This window comes from Rhodococcus sp. YH3-3, from assembly GCF_001653035.1.
In the GTDB taxonomy this organism is placed as follows: Bacteria; Actinomycetota; Actinomycetes; order Mycobacteriales; family Mycobacteriaceae; genus Rhodococcus_F; species Rhodococcus_F qingshengii.
In genome coordinates, this window is the sequence record NZ_BCWH01000005.1 from 119,615 (window position 1) to 142,880 (window position 23,266).

Below are 23,266 nucleotides of genomic sequence, written 5' to 3' on the forward strand. Positions count from 1 at the left end.
CGGTCACGGACTGAACTCCGACGTCAGTTCCGACAGCGGTTTCGGAATCTTCTTGAGTTGGTGGTCGTCGAGAGACATCTCAGCAGTTGTCTCTGGTGGCAGTCGTTTTCGCCACTGGGCGACTGTGAAGACCTCGGCGATTGATTGTGGCCAGCTGTGGTTGTCGGGCCCGGTGGTCCATTGCTGTTTGTCGGGTTCGGCATGTTCGAGAGCGGCGCGAAACGCGTTCAGATATTTGACGACGTCGGCGCTCGTTGCGTTGTGCCACATCGGCGCATCCCATCGCCTGTAGCGGTCGGGGTGATCGAAGTACAGCGCCGGGGCGAGGTGGATCGAGCCCAGTCCCAGCGGCCGCCCGCCCCCGATCAGATGCGCATACGTCGGATTGCCGGAAGTGTTGTCGTCGGGCGTATTGCCCAGCAGTAGTACCTGCAGCAGTGCTCCGAGCTCGGCTGCGGTGAGGTTGGTGAAACGGATGCTGGTGGTGAACGTCGTTCCCGGCGCCACGGGCGTGATCGCTCTGCCCACGCCGTTGTCGGCGTTGCCAGGATTGCGGCGCTCGGTTGCGATGGCTGCCCATGTCTCCTCGTCGTTGATGACATTCTTCGGCCACCGGTGCAGATACATTTCCCGCCCCCGGTACTTCGCATCGTCATTGTCGTACGTGACCGGGTTGGCGGTTGTAGGATTCGCTCGCTGTTCCAGACGTCGGTACCACGCTTCGATTTTCGGTCCCAGTAATGCGATGTCGGCCTGCTTCGACAGGAATCGAGATTTCGGCTGTGCCCAGGCGGTCCCGAACGACACCCGCCCCTTCCTCGCTGCTACCTCGTCCGAGTCGCCGAACAAGGATTGCACGAGATCGGGTGCCTCGGCGTCGAATCCGGCGTTGCGCACGTTGGGATCAATCGTGTCGAACATCGAATTTGCGGCCTGTACTCGAAAGCCGCTGCCGCGGCCGAACCTGACCACGATTTCCTGACCATTCTCTGACTCTGTGTCAAAGAAGACCGGCACACCGTCACCCTTGAACAGAACCTCGGGAAGTGCCCGTTGGTATTCGGTCGACTGTTCGCTTACCTCACTCAACGCCAGCTCGACGGTTTTCGTGGCAACGCCGAAGCGACCGGTCTTTCTCTTTGGGTCGAAGCGACCGGTCTTTCTCTTTGGTTTGCCGCTTGTCAGGATCCATCCTGCGGTCTTCGAGTCGGGAATGGGAAACAGGTATGCGTTTCGGGAGTCGTCGTTGGCTGCATTGCGATCGTCGTCCGCGGATGAAGTGAGTCCGGTCGCATGTAAGATCATTTGGACGGCGACAGGCTTGCCGCCACCTCGGGCGGAATTCTGCTTTCCCGACTCTTCGAGGAAGCCAATGAATTCGCTGTTTCGGCACGTCGTGGGAACGGTCAGATTTGCGCGTTGTCCGTCGCGGCGGCGTACTGCCGAAGCGCACGCCCCCTCGGCGGTCAAACCGGTCGAGAACACGACTTTGCGCACAGACCGCTTTTTGTTGGCTGATGTCGTTTCCACCATGGCCCAGACAACGTGAATTCGTCTGTCGTTGCACTGTTGAAGCACCTGATTGTCGATGTCACGAGCGATGCCGTTCAGGTCGGATTTGAGGACCCGCCATGTCACTTTCGGGACCGATCGAGTTGAACTGTTGTCACCGAAAAGTGGAAGTTGAGTGCATTCGACAACGCTGTAGTTTCCCTCCGATCGCGTGAGCAATCCGATGCGTTGCTTGCCCTGCTGCGCAGATTCGCCGCGCTTTTGCAGATATTGGTTGTACAGTGCTGTTACCGTCGACGACTCTCGCACTTTGACGGGGTTGCGGTACCAGATGATTCGCTTGCTCTGCGGTCCAATTGCCGAGCCGGTCATCGCGGCGAGGTAGGAACGAACCATGCCTTTGAGCGCTGAGCCTGGGATGACCGGAATCTTGTCCAGTGTTGTTGTGTTCCCTGTGTCTTGATCGGCTGAGCCGATGAACAGCGGCGAGAGGGCGGTGATGGTGCACTCGATTCGGCCGCTGAACCTGTCGGGCACTGGGCGGTCGTGGACTGCCGCGGTGTCATCGGCGAAATGGTGGCCCGCCATCGGGGTTCGGAACCGGACGAACGTGTACGGTGCGGTCATCGTCAACTCCTCGACAGTGCTGGTGTATCAATGAGATTCGGCTGCGTTGGATAGCTGTAGTTCATGAGCTGGGTCTGTCCGCTAGCTCGCGGTCGCCGTCGATCAGGGCATCCGATTCCCCGCCGCGGTAGCGGTCCCAGCACACGGCAGCGACACGTATTGCACCGGTATCCTCGTCTCGGGAGAAATGTTCTCGCACAGTCAATGTGACTGGCGTTCGACCTCGGCGTGGTTCCGGTATTACCGCGGTGAGCCCGGTCGAGGGATCGCGCACCACCGGGAATACTGCCGGCGTTCGGAGAGCGGCCGCGGCACGTTCGATACGCAGATTACGGGTGTTGGGTTGCCCTGCGGCCATGGTGGTATCGGTGAGTGTGCGGCGTGTACCGGCGATGCGGTCGCCCTCGCGGTAGAGGATCAGTTCGTTCCCGGGCTGGAAGATCCGAACCTGGTTCCACGAAGGATTGAGCGCGCTCACCGCGTGCCCGTCGGGACCGGCCAACGTCCACGCGCCGTCGACGTGACGGCCGACGAGGTAGCCGTAGCCGAGTTCGGCGTGCAACCACCAGACCGGCCCAGCGTCCGCAGGCACCCATCCGGCACCAGCGGCGCTCATCGACCCCACGAGGTCGGCGACCTCACCGGGGGTGAGCGGGGTGATGTCGAGTCCGTCGATGATCGGCTGCAGTGCCGAATAGGTGTCGGTCATGAGATTCCCTCTGCGATGGCGTTATCGAGTGCGTGATGGGCGGCATCGCGTAGGGCGCCACCGGTGTCGATGTAGTCGCTCAGGGACTCCGAATGCCATCGGGCGGGGTGACTGTCGTGCAGTCCGGCGGGTATGTCGAGGGTTGCTGAGGTCAGTACGCGTCGTCCGTGGCCGTTGGCGGTTGCAGCGCCCATCGCCGGTCCGATGCCGTGGGTGAGATCGCGCAGGATCCAGTCCAGTAGCCCCAGGTCGGACAGTGATGCGCGGGTGATGGTGACGGTGATGGTGGAGGTTCCGCCGACGAGGACGTTTTCGAAGAAGAGGTGGTTGTCGACGGCGCCTTGGGTGAGCGGGTTGAGCCGAACGTGCGGCAGTTGTTCGGTGGTGGCGTCGTGGATCGGGGATTCGGTGACGGTGACTCGTGAGGATTTCAGCCGACGGGGTGTGCGGTTGTCGCGGGTGGAGGAGCCGAACAAATCTTCGGCGATCGTGTCGGCGTGGGCGGCGGCGGTGTCGGGGTTGTCGGCACGGTTGGCGATCGCGTGCAGAACCCACCGGGCGTGGCGTTTGAGCATCGAATGGATGGCACTGCCTGAATCGATCGGCAGTTCCTCACCCCCGTGACCGGTGGGGCGGCGCAGCGGTGATCGGGCGAGCGGCCCGTGATCGCCTTCTGCGGCTCCGTTGCCGGCTTGCACCATCGTTGCGGGCCGAATCGTCTCGTTCGGCCCCGCTGCTTCGGGTTCGAGGATTGTCTCGGCGACGGCGAGCGCTGCGGTGATGACGATGCGGCTTCGTTGATCGATGGTGCGCAGAGTTCGAATTCGTTCGGCGACACCGGGTAGGACGGTGTCGAGGTGTGCGGCGAGATCGTCTCTGCTGTCGATTTTTTCGTTCGGTTCAGACCAGTGTGGGGTGCGCTCGCGCGTGTACCAGGCTTCGAATCCGGCGGCGGTGCCGAGCTCGTGCACCTCGGCCCGCCAGTGCGAGGCCGACGTGGCGCCTCGGCCTTTGCCTGCTCGTTTGCCGAGTCGGATGCTGTCATCGTTCAGACCGTCGACAGCGCGGACGAACGCCGCAGTGATGTCGATCAGCTGGCCCACTGCGGCGCGGATGGACCAGTCGACCAGAAACACCGTGCCGGCGGGGAGCACCTCGTCGGTGAACACTGCTCCATGGTCGACGATCCCGGAAGCGGAATCGATCCGGTTTCCGCTACGCAGCGAGACGGTGGGGTACTCGCCGTCGCTGCGGTAGGCGAGCGCGTCGGTGGTGCGCACCGAACTGTCGATATCACCGCTGCCGAAGACCTGGTCGGCGTGAGTGTCGCCGAGGACGGCGGCGAGGTGATGTCGGAGAGCGCCGGCCTGGCCCGTTCCCGCCCACAAGGGGCGGCCGGTAACGGTGTCCCGTGCGATGCGGGTGTCGGCGCCGTGATCGCTGCCCGAGGATCCGATGGTGGTGTCCGAGCACAGGTGAACGCGTCCGCGGATACGGAGCACGGTGGCCGCGCGGGGCGTCGCTGAGTCGTCGATCGCGGTGCCCGCGCGGTGTTCGGTGGTGGTCACGATTGTGCCTTTCCGTTGCGCAGTGCGTGCAGCAGGTTCACCAGCACTGCATGCCGCAGTTCGATGTTGTGCTCCTTGATCCAGGCTTCGGTGTCGCGCAGGCGATCAGCGGTGCTGGAGGTGATGAGACTGTGCTCGCTCAGTGCCGCGGCCAGGGCCAGGCCGGCATGTCGATCGGTCCGCGGATCTGCTGTCTGATGGAGAATCGACGAAGAAGTGTCGTAGGACTGTTCCGACAGCTCGGACACGAGGTCGAACAGAGTCCATGAGGTGTTGTCATCCCATCGGATTCGGCAGTGAGAGAGCGCTACTGCTACTGGGCGATCGTCTGGGGTGCCCTCGCTTTCGTAGGACGCCACCCAGTGCTGCACGGCGGCGAGATCCGCCGATGCCGCATCCGGGTTCTGGCTTGGTGCGGACAGGAGTGTGTTCACCCTCGCCAGGGTGCTGTTCGACGGAATCGAGGTTGCGTGGCGTGCTAGCCATATTGCGAGATCGGCCACCGCCCTGGGGGCAGCGTTGCGGAACAGTGCAGTGCGTAGCACTTGGACGTCGGCATCGTCGTGATCGACTGTGGGCGAGGCGGTTCCGTCGCGCAATCGGACCGCAGCCGGCGTTCCGTCGATCGAGGGCTGGCGGTGCAGTTCGGCACCAACCTCGTTCCACCACAAAGTCTCCGGCGTTCGGCGCAGCAGGCCGAATCCATCAGCAATGCGTTCACCGATTCGGTCCGACAGCGCTCGATCCCACAGATCGGCGGATACCGGTGCGTCGACGACGACTGTGACGACCGAACCGGCCGCAGCGGCCCATGATTCGGGTCGAAGCCCCCGGTAGCCACGGTCGAACCCGCCGATGCGGGTCGATCCGATCGAGGGCGGCAGACCGGTGGCGATCGTGACCGAGACCGGTCGGCCGAGTGCATTGCCGAAAATGCGAGAAAGGTTCGCGGTCACCGCTGCCGGGAGCGCTGCCGGATCGTGTTCGCCGGTGTGGGTGTTGCGGACAAGCGCGGGGGTGACCAAGGCGAGATGAACCGGCTCATCTGCAGCGGTGTCGGTGGGGGCGTCGGACCACGGCTCGTTCTCGGCGTAGGTGAACGAGACCAGGGTCAGATCGCCGCCGTAGGCGGCGTGTGCGGACGACCCGATCTGCAGTCCGGGTCGGGTGAGGACGGATTCCAGTGTGTCCAAGACTTTTTCGGGGTCGGAGACGTGGTCGGCGAGGCGGAATCGGATTTCGAAAACGGTCCCCGGTTCGAGAACTGTTTCGGTGAACGGGCCGCCAGGTGCATTGCCTTTGCGGCGTTGCAAGCGCTGGTGAGTGCTTGTCGGGAGAGCGACTTGTCGAGCTTCGACATCCTCGACGATCAAGCCGGCAACAGGGCCGATTTTCGTCGCGGGGTCGCGAGTCTGCACGGTACGGGCGTCGTCGAGATCATAGGAACCCCTGCCCTGGTCGACGCTGACGATGGTGCGGGCGGCAGGGTAGGCGAGTTGATGTCCACGCAGGGAAAAATCCGGCTCTGGTGTGGGCACGGCAGGCAGTCCCGGCCCACACAGTACGGATTCTTCGGCGATGAGCAGGTCGAGTTCGGTGGGCGTGCACACCGAAGCGAGCATGCCGCGGATCGCTCGTCCGGGGAGATGGTCGAGTGTGTGGGGGGACACGGCGGGAGCGTCGGTGATCAGCGCGCGGTCGCGGAGGGCGACGACGGCGACGGCGAACAGTGCGGTCACTTCTGACTCCTGCCGAATGCGAGGTCACGGGTGTGGTCGAGGTCGCCGTCGAGACTGGCTTCGATCTGTCCGAGGCCGCGGGAGTGGCCGGTTCCGATCTGTTCGAAGGCCACACACATCAAGGCGACAGCGCGGCGGTGATCGGCGCTGACGTGTTCTCCGCGGAAGGACAACGGGGCGGTGAACGCGGTGCCCGCGCGGATTGCCCGAATCTGGTGGAACGTGCCGGGAATCGGGGCGCCGTCCTCGTCGCGTGCTGTCGAGACCAGTATCTCGGTGTAGGCATCGCGGATCCGCGACGCCATAGGCCGCGGAAGATCGGCGTCAACGGTGCTGGCTGCTTCGGAATGCACCGCATGCGCGGCGGCGGCTTGCACCGACCGTGGTAGTTCACCATGCCCGATCTGCAGCATCCGTGTGCCGGTGAGTCGGCGCGAGGATCCGAGCAGATCGCGCAGTGCAGTGATCATGTCCGGGAATGCTGCGGCGACGTCATCTGCGGCGTCGCGCAAGCGTGCTGCAAGTCGGTGCCGGGGGATGTAGGGCAGGCCGAGCACGTCGGTGGTGACGTCGAGATCGACGTCGAGAGGATCAACACTGGCCACCCCGACCACAGCCGGTGAGAGCAGCATGATCCGCAGGAAGCTCGGCGGCACCGCGCTGCCGTTCATGACGGACTCACGGCGGCCGTGAGGTCGAGATGATCGTCGAGGAGATCGATCACATCGACGATCAGGTTCGCACGATCACATTCCTGCCAGCTGTTGCCGTCGATGTTCAGCTCGGCCATCGGGGCATCCGTCAATACTTTCTCTCGGGTGTTCTTTGCCGCCAACGCGTTCTCGACGGCGTTGTTTGCCGCCAACGCGTTCTCGACGGCGTTGTTTCCCGTGCTGCGGGCAGCGGCAAGGAGATCAGTCTTGACCCAGTTTCGCCGGCTGGCCCATCCGTGGCTCTTTTCGTCGACGGAAGGTCCGCGCATGCTGCCGGGTGAATCGGCGTCAAGCAGAGTCATCACATCGCTCCAGGTGGGCGTGGAGTCGTGCGACTCGTCCGGTGCCTGTTTCGGCGCATAGCGGTAGGGTCGCAACCCTGAGCGGAGGTCGCTTCGTGCGCGGTGGGCGAGGACATCGGCGATGGCGGACGGTCCTCGATGCCAGTCCAGGACATGCCCCGTCCACTTGTTGTCGCGTCGTTGTTTCTTGGCGTTCTTGCACAATCCGGCGGCGAGATCGTGTGCCGCGGCCAACGAGTATCCGACGGGGACCACGGCGATTCCGATGCCGACGGTCAAGGACAAGCGGCCCCCGGTCCCGAACGCTGGGCCGAGGCCGGCCAGATCGGTGCGGGCGCCGGAAGTGGCGGGTTCGCCGATCCAGTTCATGGCCGCCGTCGCCAGGTCCCATGCCAGTCGCGATTCGCACACCAGCACGAGGTCGTCTCCGGCGATGACCCAGGGCCGCACCGGAAGTGACCACCGCGCCGGCGCCGCTGTCTGCCCCAGGTCTTCGCCGGGCGAGTCGAGAGTGGATCTGTCCGCCGTAAGGCAGCTCAAGGCATCGGGCTCCGCTGCCCTCGATGGTGATGGGGCCAGATGCAGCGGGAAGGACAGGGCCGTTGGTGCTCCGGCGATGCTGGGGACGCCGTCGATGACCTCGATCGCCGCGCACACCCGGTGCACCAGATGCTCGGCCAGCTCGTCCGCCAATGCTCGGAGGTGATCGGCGACCGCGGAGCGGGCGTGCAGTGTGTCCGGCGGCAGAGTCCGCAGGGCTGCGCCGAGATCGTCGACATCGATGACCAGAACGGCAACGTGACTGCTGGCCCCTTCGGTACGTCCGAGATGATCGATCTGCACAGGAAGGTCGACCGACAGGCCGTCCGGTAGTGGCGCTGATGCCAAGATCTTGCTCTGTTGCGCCTCGTGCCAGGTGCGGCCACGACGGCGGGCGGTGAGGGCTTCTGCCGCAACGGGGATTTCCGAGGCAGGTGGCAGGAAGTCAGTGGCGGGGGCGCCGGTCAACGCGCAGCGCAGCACCCCCGGCGGGACGGCACTGCCCACCCCGGGGATCCTCTTGTGCCGGGCTTGCCGGAGCAGATCCGCGGCCGCCAAGTGTGCCTGTTGTTCCTCACCGCCTCGCACGTACTGGATGGCCACGACCGGGGTGAAAGCATCGGAGACCTCGTAAAGCCATCGGGTGTAAGCCGAGACCGCGTCCTTGACCCGCTGCGGGGGCTGTTCGGGGTTGTCGAATTCGGTAGCTTCGGTGGTGAGGATCAGCGCCCCAGCCGCCCCGAACTCGACCTCGACTCCCTCGGGTAGGACGGCCGCTGCGGTGAGCACGGCACGGTCGGTGGCGTCCTCGACCTGCGCGGCTCGACCGATGGCATCGAGCAAGGTACGTGAGGCGAACACGTAACGCTGAATTCCAGCGAGATCGAAGTGAATCCACCACTGCGCCATCGAGTAGTCCTCTCGTGAATGCCAGAAGATAGACAATAGAGCCGGACTGGCGTTCAGGGGTTGCGACACGAACGCCTGTCCGTCGAACGAATGACTACACCGAGGTGCGGTGCCAGCTCGCCCCCTTCTCGCGTACCGCCGCTTCCCACACCGCCTGCACCGAGTCGGACTGCACCGGCGTCAGGGCCGATGTACCGGCGGCGACACCGGCCGCGGTGACCGACCAGCCGCTCATGTCCGGCAGTTGCGCTTGCAGTGCGGTGGCGACGTCGGAGCGTAGAGCATCGGTCTCGAGCGCGGTGGTGACCATGTCCAGCCCCACGTTGTGCACCAGATCCGAGACAACCAGCACTGTCACCGGGTCGCCGTTGGCAAGCTTGGCGGCCTGCCGCAACGCGCCGGTGACATCAGTGGCCGAATTGGTGCCATTGGCCATGACGCACTGGTTCAACGCCGCGACCTGCTGCACGACGAGAGGAATCTTCTCGTCCGCGATCTCGGCCCTGATCCCAGCGCGGTTGTCCGGCGCGGCAGTGAGATCAAGCAAGTCGATCGCCGGGACCGCGCACGCTTCACCACTGGAGTTGCTGGTGATCGGTACCACCTGCACCGACGCACAACCCTGATCGAGCACGAAACTCGACAGCAACTGCGAGGCCCGCGCGGTCACCGAGGATGCGCTGATACTCAGATCCGGCACAAACGCGCAGTACTCGGTACGCGGTGGCACCTCTTCACTGCCGCACGCGGCGGCGAAGAAGACGGCAATTCCAGCCGCGGTACCGGCGAGGATCCGCATGGGACGGGTGAACTCGGACATGGTGACCTCCAAGGGGACCAGGGGGTAAGGGATACGCACGGACTCAGGGACGGGACTGCTCGATGGCCTCGATGTCGGCCGGCGAGGGCAGCACGTTGGTCGTCGCTTCCGGTGAACCGAGCCGCTGAGCGAGGTAGACCCGTGCGTGCTCGCGGGCGTTGTCGAACCGCTGCGCCACCGCCACACGGTGTTGCTGGGCGAGTTCGCCGCGGTCCTCACGCATCGCCACGCGCGTGCGCAACGCATCCAGAGCGGCGTTGCGGGCTGTATCGGCCTTGCCTGCTTTCGCGATCCACCGATCGGCGCGGGCCTGGACAGCGGCGACGTTCCACGCCCGCATCACCAGGTGCATACCGAGACCGACTGCGACCGATACCGCTCCGAGCAACACCATCACGCCCGTGACGAACCAGAAATCACCCCACCACGCGCTCTGGTGAGCCTGCTCCCTGATCGCGTCGAGTTCGGCGCTCGGCAAGCCCTGGGCGCCCAGCAAGTCGCCGCCCGCCTGTGCCTTCGCTACCGCCACCGCAGCTGCACGGTCAGCGAGAACATCCGCACGGCGCCATGCCATGAAAATCAACGCCCCGACAGCGACGAGCAGAAACAGTGCTCCGACCGGTCCGAACGCACGCCACCCCGACGACGCCTCCGTACCGTCGTCGATTGCTTCCTTCGCCACCGCGAGTCGATGGCCGACCACGAAACACAACACCGAATACGCGGCCAACATCCCTACCGCGATCAACATCAGCAACCTTGCTGGTTGATCAGGCAGGATGTGATCGAGACTCGACCGCAGGAACGCGTACTCACCGACAGTGGCGACGCACTGCACCGTCACCAACGCTGCCGCGATCAGCGACAGCATCCACAACGGTTGGGCGAGCATACCGGCCAGCGAATTCGCATGGCGACGGCGTGATCTCAAACGGGTACCGGATCGGCCGTCGAGCAGTTGATCGAGCGGTTCCGGAGCTGAGGAACTGACAGGACTGGACATGTGCGCGACTCCTCACGAGGCGGGGGACAGATCAAGACAGCCATCCACTCATGGACAGAGACGGCGACACCTGTCCTTGAGTTACACACCATGCCCATCAGCACCCACTCCGCAGCCGACGCTCCGGCGACCGAAACTCCCTGTCCCAACGGTGATGCCACGTCGAGGCTCGATATCGAGCTCGTCAATCTCACCGGGCACGCGGTCGTTCTCATCGGAGTTCATCGACACCTCAGCATCCCCGCCTCCGGTCAGATCGCGGCGATACACCACCGGACTGTCACCATCACCGGCTACGTGAACGGGGTACCGCTACTGATCGAGCAGCAACCGGAAGTGGTGGGACTACCCGCATTTCGGCGCGGTACCGCCTTCATCGTCTCGCGCATGGTCCTCGACGCGGTAGCCGCCCGATCTGATCTGCTCTGCCCCGGTCATCTCGTCCGCGATAGTGCGGGAACGGTCATCGCGGCTGGGACCCTCGTCACCAGATCTCCCACTCTGGGACAACCGCGTGTGGAAGATCGCTCAACCTTCGTACCTGATCGATGTCGACCTGCCCCAGCCCCGACGTCGTCCGTGTGGCCACCCCGGACCACACCGCGAACCGCATGAGCGTCTGGAACCAGAGCAGGGTGGTGATCGAACCAGCACTGCATCGAATCACCGCATCGACCTCGACAGCAGGTCTCGTGCGGGTCTGCCTGCGGTTCGGATCGAACGTCAGTCGCTGCTCACTGACAGAAAAGCGTGACATGCTCACCGCCGACGTACACTCGGTGAGTTCGTCGATCACCTCCAGCGGCACCGAATCCTCAGTGGCCGCACCGCGGTCCCCCGGGGTCGAATCCGGCCGCCACACCAACATTTCATTCCACCGACGTGCCAGGCGAGCGGCCAGTCGTCCAGGATGAAACTCGGTCGCAGGGTCGCCGGTAGCAAATACCCACGGTGAGGCACTGCGCACTCGAAATTCGACGACCGGGTCGACGATGCTGCCAACCGGGTCCGGCAACAACGGATCCAAGAATACTTCCCCCAACAAGTCGCGCTGGTCGACGTCGGCGGCGAGGGTTGTCGCCACACACCGCAGCGCAGAACCGCCGAACGCGAACCGACGCCCCACAAGCGAGATCGGATCGACAGGTGCGTCGTAGCGGTCCGAGAGCCAGCACACGGTTGCCGTCATCAGCGACGCCCGCCGATCAACGGATATCGACCGCACCGTATGAGGTTTGACCACACCGTGATGAGATCCCTCGAACTCGCCCAGCAAGCTCAAGCCCACCGGCAGATACTGCGACCACCGCAACCGCGGCTGCAACAATGCGCCATCACCACTGAACTCGACCACCCAACGCTGCACCCAGACACGATAACCCGCCACCAGCGTGCGAAAACAGATCAACTCCGCAACGGTCGATTCTGTCCTTGATGCCACACGAGACGTTCAGTGTGGCTGGAAGAAAGGGGTCCGTGAGCAATTGTGTTGCTTCAGGTCGAACATCGATGGTGTGGGGGCCGATATCCAGCTCCCCACACCATCGAGATGGAGGTCAGACAGTCACTTGGACTGCTTGGTCTCGAGCGCCTTTCGGCGCAGCTCGGCAGCGAGATTACGTTTGCGCTCGTCGTCGGCACGCTTACGAATCTTCGCCTGCTCCTTCGCATATCGCACTTCGCTGACGTTCGGCATCGACGGCGGCTGATCCATCATGAGCAATCCTCTTTCAACGGGAGTATCTGCGGACACCCCCTAACTCAAGGACACGCGCAGCCGTTCGGCGCAGGATCCTCGCAGCAAACTACGAGCAGGTGATCAACCACACGAAAAACGCACTCACTTTCTGTGCATCCGTCTCGCTACGACTATCGGCAACAGCGATGACCCCCCATCATCGATGACCCCGACCCAAGAACTGATCCTGTACATGATCCTCCGAACGCTCAAACATTCGAGCGCCTCACAAAAACTTTGCCGATCGCGGAACCGCTGTGCTTGTCGGCCTTCTACTACTCGTATCTCATGGCTTGTGAGCAGCTGTTCCATGACCGTTCTGCACGGCCTCGGCTTTGCTGTCGATACCACAACTCTGGGGGTTTGGTTCGCCGTTCGAGCTCTCGTGGTGACATGGCAATCTTCCTCTCATCGGAAGACCCAACTGTCAACAACCTCCATCAGTCTTAGAGTTAGGTCGACCTTACTTGGCTGGCCTCTTGCCATGCCGAAAGGATCCGACTCGGGCGCGGATGGACTCGGTAGAGCTTGAGCCCGTCCACCTGTACCTTGGGTAAAGGTAAGGCTTGGCTTGCTAGTCGTGTCTCACCTTCCGCGCCCGAGCTTGTCTCAATGAGTTCGTCTTTGCTGGTCTTTGTCTCAAGATTCGGCGATGGCGGCAGCGACTACGACGAAACGGGCGTGCGGTGAAAGACATTCAGATCGACAGCAACGGTGAGATGCGGTGTTGGAACTGCGGCAACAAGAATTGCTTCACCGAGAAGCGCACTTTTCGGGCGAAGGCGATTGGTGTGACGGCGGGTGTTGCGACGCTGGGTGTTGCTGGTGCGGTCGCTCCGTTGGTGACGAAGAAGAAGTTGAAGTGCCAGTTGTGTTCTGAATACAACGACACTGGCCCGCGAAGCCGTTCACTGGGCCCGCGTCGAAGAAGTGGCGGAAGATTCACGAGAAAAACGGAACCTTGTGACGATCGACGCAGATCGCGGACTGTGCGTCATCAAGAGGCGTGGTAAACCGACTGACGCGCCACACAGAAAGAAGACTCCGAAGGTGCAGTTCGTGGCGTCGCCGCTGGTGTTGGGCTTGTCAAGCGAAAGACACCGTGATCCGGAGTTGACGAAGAAGATCGTATTCAAAGGCTACGACGACGATGGAACGCAGAGTTGGTTCGGGGAATGGGTATCGAAGACGAGCGACGGTGACCCTAGTTAGTCATGGCTGTCTGGATTCCTTGTTAGCTATCGACAACCTCGAAATCGGGCAATGCACCGTTCGAACCCACTGGGCGTCGGGGTCGGATGCAGAGGGCGCGATGTGCTCGGAGGATTCTGATGTATCGCCTGTGGACGCCGGCTTCCCTTCTTGGTCCTGCCGTCGTAGCGCAACGAGAGCGCGCGTTGGTGGAAGCAGGCGTTCTCGGATCCTGGAAGTACGCCTACTGTGCGGGTTGAACCCGCACAGTGTCTACTCTAAGCGGCAAATGATTTGCGTCCGTCGTCGTCGGCAAGTCCCGTTTGGGAGTTGGGAGCTGACGACGAACACTCGCATGGAAAATCGTTCCCTAGAGTGTCGCTCAGGCGCTGGGACTCGGACGGCGCTGGTGCGCGCATCTACGCAACTTCGAGTGATTGCCGCGCTGGCTGCTCGGCGAGGCGAGCTGTTGAACGCGGGGCAGGCTCAGGCAGCCGGGCATGCGCCTCCCCCTGGAATCATGGGTCGGTTGGCGGCGCCCAGGCAGAACAACTACGAATCACCCTGCTGCGCAGAGGGTTAACCCGCTGAATAGCACCTGCCCACTACTTTGGCGCCGAAACCTGGCCCGGGTGATGCGGGTCGCCAACGTATTGAACGCTGGCAGTGCAAGCGTCAATCGTGGATTGTCTCCAATGTTGCCGCGACCTTCGGTGGAGGTAAGAAGTCCGAATTCAGTCGCAACGGTGTAAATAGGGCGCATAGGAATTTGGCATCGTCAAATACGCCTTCTCGGAGGGCACTCCGGAGCGCGAAGGTGGTGCAGTCAGTCGGGATCTGGTGCTAGTAGTGCGCCGCGGGGCTTCCGCTGACATCTAATGCAGGCATGTTGCTGTCTATGTCGGTGGCCCTAGCTAGGGTGATTCTCAACTACCGATGTCGCGCCTGACGGCGTGGAGAGAGGCATATATGAGCGAATCTGAAGGACTTCCTGCTCGCGGCGTGGTTTTCTGGCCGGTGGGCACGGGAGACAGCACTACCGTGGTGATCGATGATCTGGTTGTCATGCAGGTGGACCTGCATGACATGGCGAAGGCGGATGACGATGCTACGCCGGAGGTTGCGGTGGTGGATCGTCTGGTGGAGGCGTTGCCGATCGTTGACGGGCAGCCTTACCTTGCTACTTTCGTGTTGACTCACGCAGATATGGATCACTGCCTGGGATTTGCAGACTTGCTGGACAAGGTGACGATCGGCGAGTTGTGGTCGACGCCCCGTCTGTGGCGTGAGTACAACGATCCTGACGCCCCGGATTTGTGCTCGGATGCAATCGCTTTTCGGGAGGAATCGGAGCGGCGGATCACCGCGACGTTGGAGGCTGTGAACGCTGGCGAGGTTCCTGCCAGTGGAAACCGGATTCGTGTCGTGGGGTACGACGATGAGCACAGTTCGCACGCTTACGACGGATTGCCGGATGAGTATCTGGGGTGGCCGGGGCAGTCGGTGACGGTGCTCGATGGGCACGAGCGTTCAGGTGTGTTCGAAGCGTTCATTCATGCTCCGTTCAAGGACGATGCCGCTGCGGCGCGCAACGAGACGTCCTTGTCTATACAAGTCACGCTCACCGACGAGACAGGTATTGACGGCAAGGTGTTGCTGTTCGGCGACCTGGCACATGACACGATCATGAAGATTTTCGACTACAGCGAGTACTACGACCGCGAGCAGTATCTTGCGTGGGACTTGCTGTTGGCGCCGCATCACTGCTCGAAAAAGGTGATGTACAAGAAAGACTCGGACGGCAACGACCAACTCCAGATGGACGTGCTCAACGCCTTCGAACGCAACGCACGATCCGGGGCGACGATCGTGTGCAGCAGTGCCGTCTTTCCCGCCCTGGACGAACCCGGTCAAAACCCTCCACACCGGATGGCCGCGGACCGGTACGCGGAGATCGCCGATGAAGTGATCTGCACGATGTCGTGGGTGGACGAAAACGCACCCTCGCCCGTCGTATTCGGTGTCGATGCAGAGGGCGCACGAATCATCGTCGGTGACTTGGTGAAGAGCGCCGATCGGGAAGCGGCATACGAGCTCGCTACATCCGCAAGCGGCCAGCGCTTCGCTGCAATCACGGCTGCTGCAGTTGCCGTGGGCAACGCGATCCCCAGGGCCGTTGCTGCTGCACCGAGCGCGACAGGGCCAGAGCGTGTACAGGCTGCTGTCACATCCGACCGCGGAGGCAGTCAGGCGCCGGATACGCCGGTGGGGTTCGGTCGTTGACGAAACTCGCGCGGCGTCAGCTCACCGAACTTGCGGAGGTGAGCGGCGGAGCAATCCAACTTCTGAGCGCGCACAACGGTGAGAGCGGGAACACCACTTTCCTTGTATCACTGGACACTTCAGGTATCGACAACACGGGAAGTGGTATCCGGGTTCGGTCCAGGGAGCGGTTCGAGATCGTCATCGGGCCTCAGTTTCCGTATGTCCATCCGAGTGTGTCTGTCATGCATCGTCGCTGGGCGGGCACTCCCCACGTGCAGTGGGGTCGTGTGCTGTGCCTTTACGCGGCTCCTTCGGTGGAATGGAATCCTGCCGATGGGATGCGAGGGTTGCTCGAACGATTGAACCTGTGGCTCCAGCGCGCCGCTGCCGGCGAACTCGACCCCGCCGGGCAACCGCTCCACCCTCCGGTCGCGTACAGCTCTTACCAGAACGGTTGGGTGATCGTCCGTCCCGATGTGGGTGCTCTCGCCCCCTGGGCTGACCCGGAGGCTGCCAAGGTTCGACTTCTGTATGCCTGGTGCGCGAAGCAGGGCAACAGGATCGATGTACTCGAGTGGCTGACTCCGCGACAGGTTTACGACCGGGCAGTGGCCGACGAGTTGCCTTCTCTGGACGAGCATGGGCGGGTCATGTTCGCAGCGCCTCTTGTCCTGATCAGTGACACTCTCGACATGGAATACCCGAGTACCGCAAAGGAACTCGCATCGGCTCTGAGCGACTACGGTTACTCGTACGACGAGCTGCTCAAGGCGTTCGTCAACGCACGCGCCATCAACAAGGTGATCGGTACGACCCTCGACGGAGACGAGGCTGTTCCGGCGATGATGTTGCTCGGTACCCCTGCGAGACGCGTCGACCCTGGACATCCACTAGCACACATCACGGCGTGGCATCTCGACGACTTAGGTACGCGAATCACGAACCTCCTACAGGAGATCAGCCCAGAGAATCCGGATCTGACTACCGAGGTCAGGAAAATCGCCGATGATTGGCTCGGTTTTGCCGAGGTTCACTGGATGGTCGTCTTTGAGTCGCGGCCGGAAGTGACACGACGGCGGGATACTGGTTCGCCGACGCGGTGGCTTTTCGGCAAGAAGGTTCTGATTTTGGGCTGCGGCGCGCTCGGAGCACCGATCGCAGAGCACTGTGTCCGAGCCGGGGTGGCGCAGCTGCACCTCATCGACAGAGGCGCTGTCACGCCGGGGATCCTGGTACGGCAGCCTTACGAGGACGGCGATATTGGCTACGGCAAGGCCGAACGACTCGCCCGGCGCCTCTCGCGTGTCCGTCGGGACCTTGCGGTCACTTTTTCAATCGAAAACATTCTCACCAGAACCCTCGCCGACCCCGTTAACCTGCTCGGATACGACCTCATCGTCGACGCATCCGCCGACATCGGAGTACGAACAGGTATCGAGAAGACTCGTGCAACGCTGCGAGATCGATGGCCGACAACGATCAGTGCACTGTTCGGCCACACTGCTCAACGCGGCGTTGCCGCCGTCGCCGCTCGGGGAGCCACCGGAAGTGGCCATGACCTGTTGCGCCGCTTGGCGATCGACACTGCGACCAACCCGCCCCCTGGGTGGGCGAGCATTGCAGGGGATCTGTTTCCCAACCCGCCGCGCACAGAACGGTTCTTTCCTGAACCAGGTTGCTCGGCCCCCACCTTTACCGGCTCCGCAGCCGATGTTTCGGCCCTTTCCTCGATGTTGTTTTCGGCGGCGATCGCCGCTGCGGCAGACCCGGATGCCATGCCGATGACGGTTCTTGGATGTGATCTCACACCAGAAGTGGCCGGAGTGCGGCCTGTGCCCTTGACGTGGAACAACGACCTGTCCCTGATCGATCAGACCGGAGAATACGAAGTCCGCATCAGCTCTCGCGCGTTCGCCGAGATGCGAACCGAAGCCCGTCGCGGACACCGTGTTCGAGGCGCCCACGTCGAGACCGGAGGGATGCTCTTCGGCTCCATCGACGAGGCCACACAGATTGTCTACATCGACCACGTTGCCGGCCCCTCACCGGACAGCCGTCTATCGCCGCTGTACTTCGACCACGGGACCGAGGGCACTCAGGAAGTAGTCACGAAAGTTCGCACGTCCACTGCAGAGCGAGTGGGGTTTGTCGGCATGTGGCACACCCACCCCTACGGCCGTGCCTTCCCCAGCCATACCGACGAAACCGGGATGGCCGATATCGTCGCCCCCGACGGTACCGGTCGTCGAGCGCTCATGCTCATCCTCGGTGGACGTGGACGGACCTGGTCGAACTGGCTAGAGGCAGGCGTACCTCCGGATACCTACGTCCGCGTGGTCGACCGAGCGACCGTCAGCCGGCCCGACACTGCGACGACTCAGTACCCGACCACCGCTGACGTGTGGTTCGCTGGCGGCTACGCATATCCACTCCGCCGAATGCCCGATCCCGACGAACTTCCACTCGACAAGGGCGACCTGTGACCCCGAAATTAGGACTCGCTTTCTCTGGCGGCGGCTTTCGGGCAACGGCATTCGGGCTCGGGTGCCTTCGAGCGCTCCACGACCGCGACCTTCTCCGTCATGTGTCCGTCGTGTCGGGTGTCAGCGGGGGAAGTCTCCTCGCCGCGATGTGGGCCTACGGGCCCGAGCGCTTCGACGAGTTCGACGACACCGTCGTCACCCTTCTCCGTAAGGGACTGCACAGTGAACTGATCCGCCGAGCGTGTACCCCACACGCACTATGGCAGACGACAGCAAGCGCTCTTCGGGCACTCGGACCGGGGCAGCAGCGTTCGTACTCGCGAACAGATGCGCTTGTCGAAACATTCGCTTCCCGTGAGTTCGGTGCCAAACACCTCACCGACACCACCCACCCCGGCCTCGCCACCATCATCTCTGCCACTGACATGACCACTGGCAACGCAGTCAGATTCGGCAACACGCACAGTGCCTGCTCTGCCCATGGACAGATCACCGAAGAGGTGTCCGTTGCGGAGGCAGTGGCCGCCTCCGCCGCCTTTCCCCTTCTGTTTCCAGCGCTACATCGCCGATACAGTTTCCAGCGCCGGGACGGTAGCCGCCATAGCCGAACAGTGGCGCTGACAGATGGCGGTGTCTACGACAACCTCGGTCTGGCACCGCTACTTCCGGGCCGTTCGACGCGACACAGCCCACACGTGTACGACCTCGACTACATCATCGCTGTGGACGCCGGGCGGGGCCGCGCAGAACGTACGACTGCACGGTTCATTGCCGGCAGGCTCTCACAAAGTTTCGACATCGCGCACACCAAATCGCAGGATGCCACACGCAGTCGTATCCACGCTGCAGGTACAAACGCGGAGATCGGCGGATTTCTTCACGTATACCTCGGCATGAGCGACGAACGACTACCCACACCCATCGCAGACTTGATCCCGCGGACACAGGTAGACACGTACCCGACCAACTTCTCTGCGATGGCTGAAACCGATTTAGCCGCGATCGCAGTCCGCGGCGAACAACTCGTTCGCTCACTCGTCAACACGTACACACCAGACCTCAGCGGATGACTCGTTCTATTCGAGCTATATCGGACCCGTACCGGAGGGGGCAACGTAGACATACTTGATCAACTCGTCCGCGTACGCCTCGGCGCTGAGTCGAACCCATTCCGCAGTGACAGTGCAAGAAAAGAAGATCACCGACATGGCTGCAGCGAGGAAACCGATAACGGGGGCAGTGAGGCTGAAATCGAGAGATGTGCGAATCAGGACGACGACGGCTGCAATGGAAGCGATGATGAGTAGCGCGTCGACCCAATACGCAAATCGCCTCAGCCCGTACAGGTTTCGGCGGAAACTGTACCAGATCAGGTCGTTCTTCAGTTTGGCGTAATCGTCCTTGCTGGTCGTACGAGCGATCAGCGTTCGAACGACAGTTTCGTATACATGGTCGGCATGGACAGGGTCGGCTAGCTCCTCTTCTTTGGTGGGAAGCTGGAGCTGCGCGCCGACGATAGCCTGAATGTTGGTGTGCAGGTCTTGATGCAGGACCGGGTTCTGTGCTGACGCCCATCGAAGACGGGCGGTCGCAGGCGGCCCGCCCCACGCATCCCACAGGGATGCCTCGATTTTCTTTCCGGCGTCTCGCGCAATATGAGCTGCAAGCACAGTCAGGACGAAGGTGAGAGGAAGCGGCAACAGCGTCCCGAGTCGGTGAACTGCAGGGTACCCGGCGGCGATCACAGCCGCGGTGAGAATGGCCGGGAACCACACCACAATCATGGGAAGCGTGCGAGCACGAAAATCGAAGGTGTCAAACGACATCGAGAGATCTTTTCCTTGTTCCGGTTGTACTAGTCGTCGGCTTCGTGCAGCGGCGGCAGCGCCGGCATCGTCGTCCACCCCGCCCTGCTCGCTTGATTCTGCACGCACACCGTCGTGCCCTCAGTGGCCACGACGTACCCGCCGCGGCGGGTAAGAGCATTGACGACTTTCGGAGAGGGGTGCTTGGGCGAGGCCTTCGCGGAGCTGATAGGTGCTTGAAAGATACCCACACGTGTGCCGGGCGCTCCCACAATGCGGTTGAGCAGGGTCGGGGCGAGATTACGGCGGCTGCCATGGTGAGGTGCTTGCAGCACCGCCAGGGGATAGGCGTCGAAGGAGCCGATGGCAATCTCGTACTGATCGGCTGCCGCGGACAGCGCCGGGATGCCAGCGTCACCAGTGAAAAGAATGCGATGATCATCTACGGTGAGCACGACGATCGCCGACGTATTGTTCCGCGGTCCGGTTTCACCGTCCTCACCGAGCGTCTCAATCGGAAGCGCGGGCAGAGCCCATGCGAGCAAGTCGCGTCCCTTCGTCATCAGGGATGCAGCGAGGGACCGGCGACGAGCCGCGACCCCGGACTTCACCTCTTGAAGATGTTGCTCAAGCATCTCTCGGTAGTAATCCTGTGTGGGCCCGAGGATCTGCAGCTGTCCGTCCCAGCGTTGCATGCCTGCGAACGGTTCCGATACTTTCACTCCGCGTGTTTCGGCGGCGCTGATCAGGTTGTCGACCGCCTCGAGGTTACTGAACTCGTCGATGTTCACTGCATGCTTGCGTGGGCGATGAACCAGCAGTTCACCAACTTCGAGGGTTTCGATGACGTGCTTCAGTCCGTTGATGTGGTCCGCGTCGGGATGGGTGGAGATGACGATGTCCACGTGGCGGGTTCCGTAATAAGTATCGATGTGTTCGACGAGGCTTTCACCTGTGGCGCTGTATCCACCGTCGATGACAATGACCGCAGTGCGCCCGTCGGCAAGGGTGAATTGTGCGGCGATGGCGTCGCCGCTTTTGGTTCCCAGCCCGTTCTCGCTTTCAACAGGCAGGAAATCAATTTGGTACATACGTGTCTCCTTACATAAGGGTGCTTCTCACTCGCCGCCCCATCGGCCCTGCTGGCACGGAGCATCTGGTGTGAAGGAATGCTGTCAGGGAAGGTCGATGGTCAGGTCGAATCCGGATTCGAGGGTGGCGAGCACCAGGTCTAGGCCCCACCCAGGAGCCGAGAGGTCGCTGGTTTCCGCGATGTCGACCGTTAGCGTCCCTCCACGGTCGATCAGCATCAGGGCGAGTTCGTCCTTGCCATGTCGGCAGGGGTATCGGACGCCATGGGCGTTCGGCGTTCGTACCAAGATGTCCGTACATGTCATTCGTGAATCACGGTAATCGCGCCACGTGCACGCGACGAGCGATCCGTCTTGGTTGATCGCCGTCAAGCCTACCTGGGTGTCGAGAGCTGCGACCGAGATGCTTTCTCCGAGTATCAGTTTCGTTAACGAGAAGTCGACAATCGCGGAGTAGGGAAGGAGCTTGGTTTTGGGGACATCGGTACCCCGAAGGATTCCCTCGGCCACGACAGCCCCCACCGATGATCCGACGTATAGATAACCACCCAAACTCGACCCTCCCGGGCAGACCGTCTCGTCGTGAACCGGATCGAAACGCCCTTGCCAAGGAAGCGTGCGGTGCTTCCTGATGTCGAATGTCGATGCATCTGTCAGTGGAGCAATCCCTGTCGAGTTGAAACTATTTGCCGGGTAACTGCTGTCAGTGCGATGGATGCGCCACAGTACCGTTCCCGCTGACACGATCGTGGTATGCGCGGGGGCGCCGTTGTATTCTCTCACCCGCTCACATGCCCTGTCGGGCGTAGTCGAGCACGTTGTCGACCGCGATCTCGGTGAGTTGCCCGGCTTCGAGATCCTCGAGAGGGCTGTTGCCATCGAGCAGTTCCGTGGTCGTCATCCACCAACTTGCAGCGCCGTACGGATCGTTCTCGACATGAAGTCTCAGGTTTGCGTGCCGGACCACGTCATGGATCTTGTGCCGCTCGGTATCGAACTGGAACACCGGGTACCGGTAGTTGGGTCGCGCTCCGATCGGCAGACCGATCAACTCCCCGGCTTTGCGGCGCTTCTGCGCGACGCTTCGCGGCGCATCGCTGGTCGGCGCAAGGATCCGGGCGACGCCCTTGGAATCGACGACGTCTAAGGAGTCCAGAATCGAACTTCGCGCATTTGCGACAGGCGGAGCCGCGGATGATTCTTCCCCGACGAGGGGGACGAAACCGGCCGAACTACCGTCCGGGGACGTCGAGACCCCCTCGGAAACAGCGACCGATGCGATGAGGAGCTGGGCGAGTTCCAAGCGTTCTGCGCCGGAGAGGGAAGCAACCGAAAGCTCCGCCACGGTAGTGACGATGTCACCATCAGAGGTGCCCTTCCCTGCTGGCGTATGCACGTAGAAGTTGCGCATCGATTTCAGCGTTTCCTGTACGTAGGTACTGGCCTGTGTTTGTGCAGAGTAGGCCCGCCGCATTTGTTCCAGATGCACACTGAACGTGTGAGGAAACCCCTCTGTACGGATCGCTGCGGTCAGATGCTTCACCGCGGCGATATCGATCGCGCGGTCGGCAGGCGATACCTGTGATCGCGTCGTGTCGGTACTCATTGCGTCTCCGTCTGGTTGGTGGTGCGCCGAATCGACTTAGTACCTATCGTACCTATCGTACCTGACGTACCTGAACGGCGTGATGCCTCTGGAGGAGCTTGACCTCATCTACTGGGCGGGCGTAGGAGTTCTTCTAGACGCTGTACGGCTCGATGGAGCCGTCCCGAGGTGGGGGTCGGTGTGGGGGCAGGAGGCGGTGAAACGGGCTCAGGTAGTGGATGTGACGGCTGAGCTCGGTTGCGGAGGCTGACTACCAGTGCAGCAAAACTGCACAGAGCGAGGACCAGGTTCGTCCAGATATTGACTTGAAAATATGCGCTTTCGAGACCGGATTTCGAGGTTACTGGCGTCGTGTTGGGAACGGCGAAGGTTTTTGCCGCCCCGTGGTTCCGCATCGTTGCTTCGAACGAACTACTCGATGCGTCGTTGCCGTTTGCGCTGTTTTCGCGCGACTCGGGGAAATAGCAGATGAACCCGGCTAACACGGACTCATCGGGCTTCCAACACACTGCCTGCTCACTTGTCGATCCTGAGGACGATGCTCCCGGCGACCACGTTATTCCACCGGACCTGTTAGATGAAAATTCACTGGGAGCGGGACCTGGGGCGTTACTGAATTGCCTCAGGGCTGCCGAATTGATGACA

18 protein-coding genes are annotated in these 23,266 nt (G+C 62.2%); 3 read left to right on the top strand and 15 right to left on the bottom strand.

Going from position 1 to position 23,266, the window contains the following annotated elements:
- Positions 1-3: 3 nt before the first annotated feature.
- The 11 genes from YH3_RS32880 to YH3_RS32930 form a co-directional block, all read right to left on the bottom strand.
- Entirely contained in the window at positions 4-2,139 is a 2,136-nt protein-coding gene (locus tag YH3_RS32880) for an RAMP superfamily CRISPR-associated protein (protein WP_064444917.1), read from the bottom strand.
- A gap of 61 nt (positions 2,140-2,200) precedes the next feature.
- Entirely contained in the window at positions 2,201-2,848 is a 648-nt protein-coding gene (locus tag YH3_RS32885) for a hypothetical protein (RefSeq protein WP_064444918.1), read from the bottom strand.
- Positions 2,845-4,416 carry an RAMP superfamily CRISPR-associated protein gene (locus tag YH3_RS32890; protein WP_064444919.1) on the bottom strand — a complete coding sequence of 524 codons (1,572 nt, stop codon included), beginning with the start codon at positions 4,414-4,416 and terminating at the stop codon, positions 2,845-2,847. The genes YH3_RS32885 and YH3_RS32890 overlap by 4 nt, the downstream gene beginning before the upstream one ends.
- Entirely contained in the window at positions 4,413-6,155 is a 1,743-nt protein-coding gene (locus YH3_RS32895) for a hypothetical protein (RefSeq protein WP_064444920.1), read from the bottom strand. Before YH3_RS32895 ends, YH3_RS32890 begins: the two co-directional genes overlap by 4 nt.
- On the bottom strand, positions 6,152-6,826 hold the full coding sequence (locus YH3_RS32900) for a hypothetical protein (RefSeq protein WP_064444921.1): 675 nt from the start codon (positions 6,824-6,826) through the stop codon (positions 6,152-6,154). Before YH3_RS32900 ends, YH3_RS32895 begins: the two co-directional genes overlap by 4 nt.
- The gene (locus YH3_RS32905) at positions 6,823-8,619 is read right to left on the bottom strand and encodes a hypothetical protein (protein ID WP_154100402.1); all 1,797 of its coding nucleotides are present in this window, start codon (positions 8,617-8,619) and stop codon (positions 6,823-6,825) included. The genes YH3_RS32900 and YH3_RS32905 overlap by 4 nt, the downstream gene beginning before the upstream one ends.
- Before the next feature lie 94 nt (positions 8,620-8,713).
- Positions 8,714-9,439 (bottom strand): hypothetical protein, encoded by a 726-nt coding sequence (locus YH3_RS32910; protein WP_143542744.1) that lies wholly within the window; start codon positions 9,437-9,439, stop codon positions 8,714-8,716.
- Between the two features lie 43 nt (positions 9,440-9,482).
- Complete coding sequence (locus YH3_RS32915) at positions 9,483-10,442, bottom strand: hypothetical protein (RefSeq protein ID WP_064444924.1); 960 nt, start codon at positions 10,440-10,442, stop codon at positions 9,483-9,485.
- Between the two features lie 484 nt (positions 10,443-10,926).
- Positions 10,927-11,808: a hypothetical protein gene (locus YH3_RS32925; RefSeq protein ID WP_143542743.1), complete on the bottom strand. Its 882-nt coding sequence runs from the start codon at positions 11,806-11,808 to the stop codon at positions 10,927-10,929.
- Between the two features lie 198 nt (positions 11,809-12,006).
- On the bottom strand, positions 12,007-12,159 hold the full coding sequence (locus tag YH3_RS36315; protein WP_180279701.1) for a hypothetical protein: 153 nt from the start codon (positions 12,157-12,159) through the stop codon (positions 12,007-12,009).
- A 718-nt stretch (positions 12,160-12,877) separates the two neighbouring features.
- Positions 12,878-13,126 carry a hypothetical protein gene (locus YH3_RS32930; protein ID WP_154100403.1) on the bottom strand — a complete coding sequence of 83 codons (249 nt, stop codon included), beginning with the start codon at positions 13,124-13,126 and terminating at the stop codon, positions 12,878-12,880.
- A 1,214-nt stretch (positions 13,127-14,340) separates the two neighbouring features.
- On the opposite strand from YH3_RS32930, the gene YH3_RS32940 reads away from it, so the two are divergent.
- From YH3_RS32940 to YH3_RS32950, 3 genes are read left to right on the top strand one after another with little or no spacing between them, the layout of a single operon-like run.
- Positions 14,341-15,654, top strand: coding sequence for a hypothetical protein (locus tag YH3_RS32940; protein ID WP_064444929.1), 1,314 nt, complete (start codon positions 14,341-14,343; stop codon positions 15,652-15,654).
- Positions 15,651-18,119, top strand: coding sequence for a ThiF family adenylyltransferase (locus tag YH3_RS32945; RefSeq protein WP_064444930.1), 2,469 nt, complete (start codon positions 15,651-15,653; stop codon positions 18,117-18,119). The genes YH3_RS32940 and YH3_RS32945 overlap by 4 nt, the downstream gene beginning before the upstream one ends.
- A complete protein-coding gene (locus YH3_RS32950; protein ID WP_082920763.1) occupies positions 18,116-19,189 on the top strand; it encodes a patatin-like phospholipase family protein in 1,074 nt (357 codons plus the stop codon). The genes YH3_RS32945 and YH3_RS32950 overlap by 4 nt, the downstream gene beginning before the upstream one ends.
- Before the next feature lie 15 nt (positions 19,190-19,204).
- On the opposite strand, the gene YH3_RS32955 is transcribed toward YH3_RS32950, so the two are convergent.
- From YH3_RS32955 to YH3_RS32970, 4 genes are all read right to left on the bottom strand, one after another.
- Positions 19,205-19,945, bottom strand: a complete 741-nt coding sequence (locus YH3_RS32955; RefSeq protein ID WP_154100404.1) for a hypothetical protein — start codon at positions 19,943-19,945, stop codon at positions 19,205-19,207.
- Between the two features lie 29 nt (positions 19,946-19,974).
- The gene (locus tag YH3_RS32960; protein ID WP_064444933.1) at positions 19,975-21,015 is read right to left on the bottom strand and encodes a ComEC/Rec2 family competence protein; all 1,041 of its coding nucleotides are present in this window, start codon (positions 21,013-21,015) and stop codon (positions 19,975-19,977) included.
- An 84-nt stretch (positions 21,016-21,099) separates the two neighbouring features.
- Positions 21,100-21,537, bottom strand: coding sequence for a hypothetical protein (locus YH3_RS36320; protein ID WP_193777227.1), 438 nt, complete (start codon positions 21,535-21,537; stop codon positions 21,100-21,102).
- A 265-nt stretch (positions 21,538-21,802) separates the two neighbouring features.
- The gene (locus tag YH3_RS32970; RefSeq protein WP_064444934.1) at positions 21,803-22,621 is read right to left on the bottom strand and encodes a hypothetical protein; all 819 of its coding nucleotides are present in this window, start codon (positions 22,619-22,621) and stop codon (positions 21,803-21,805) included.
- Positions 22,622-23,266 lie beyond the last annotated feature (645 nt).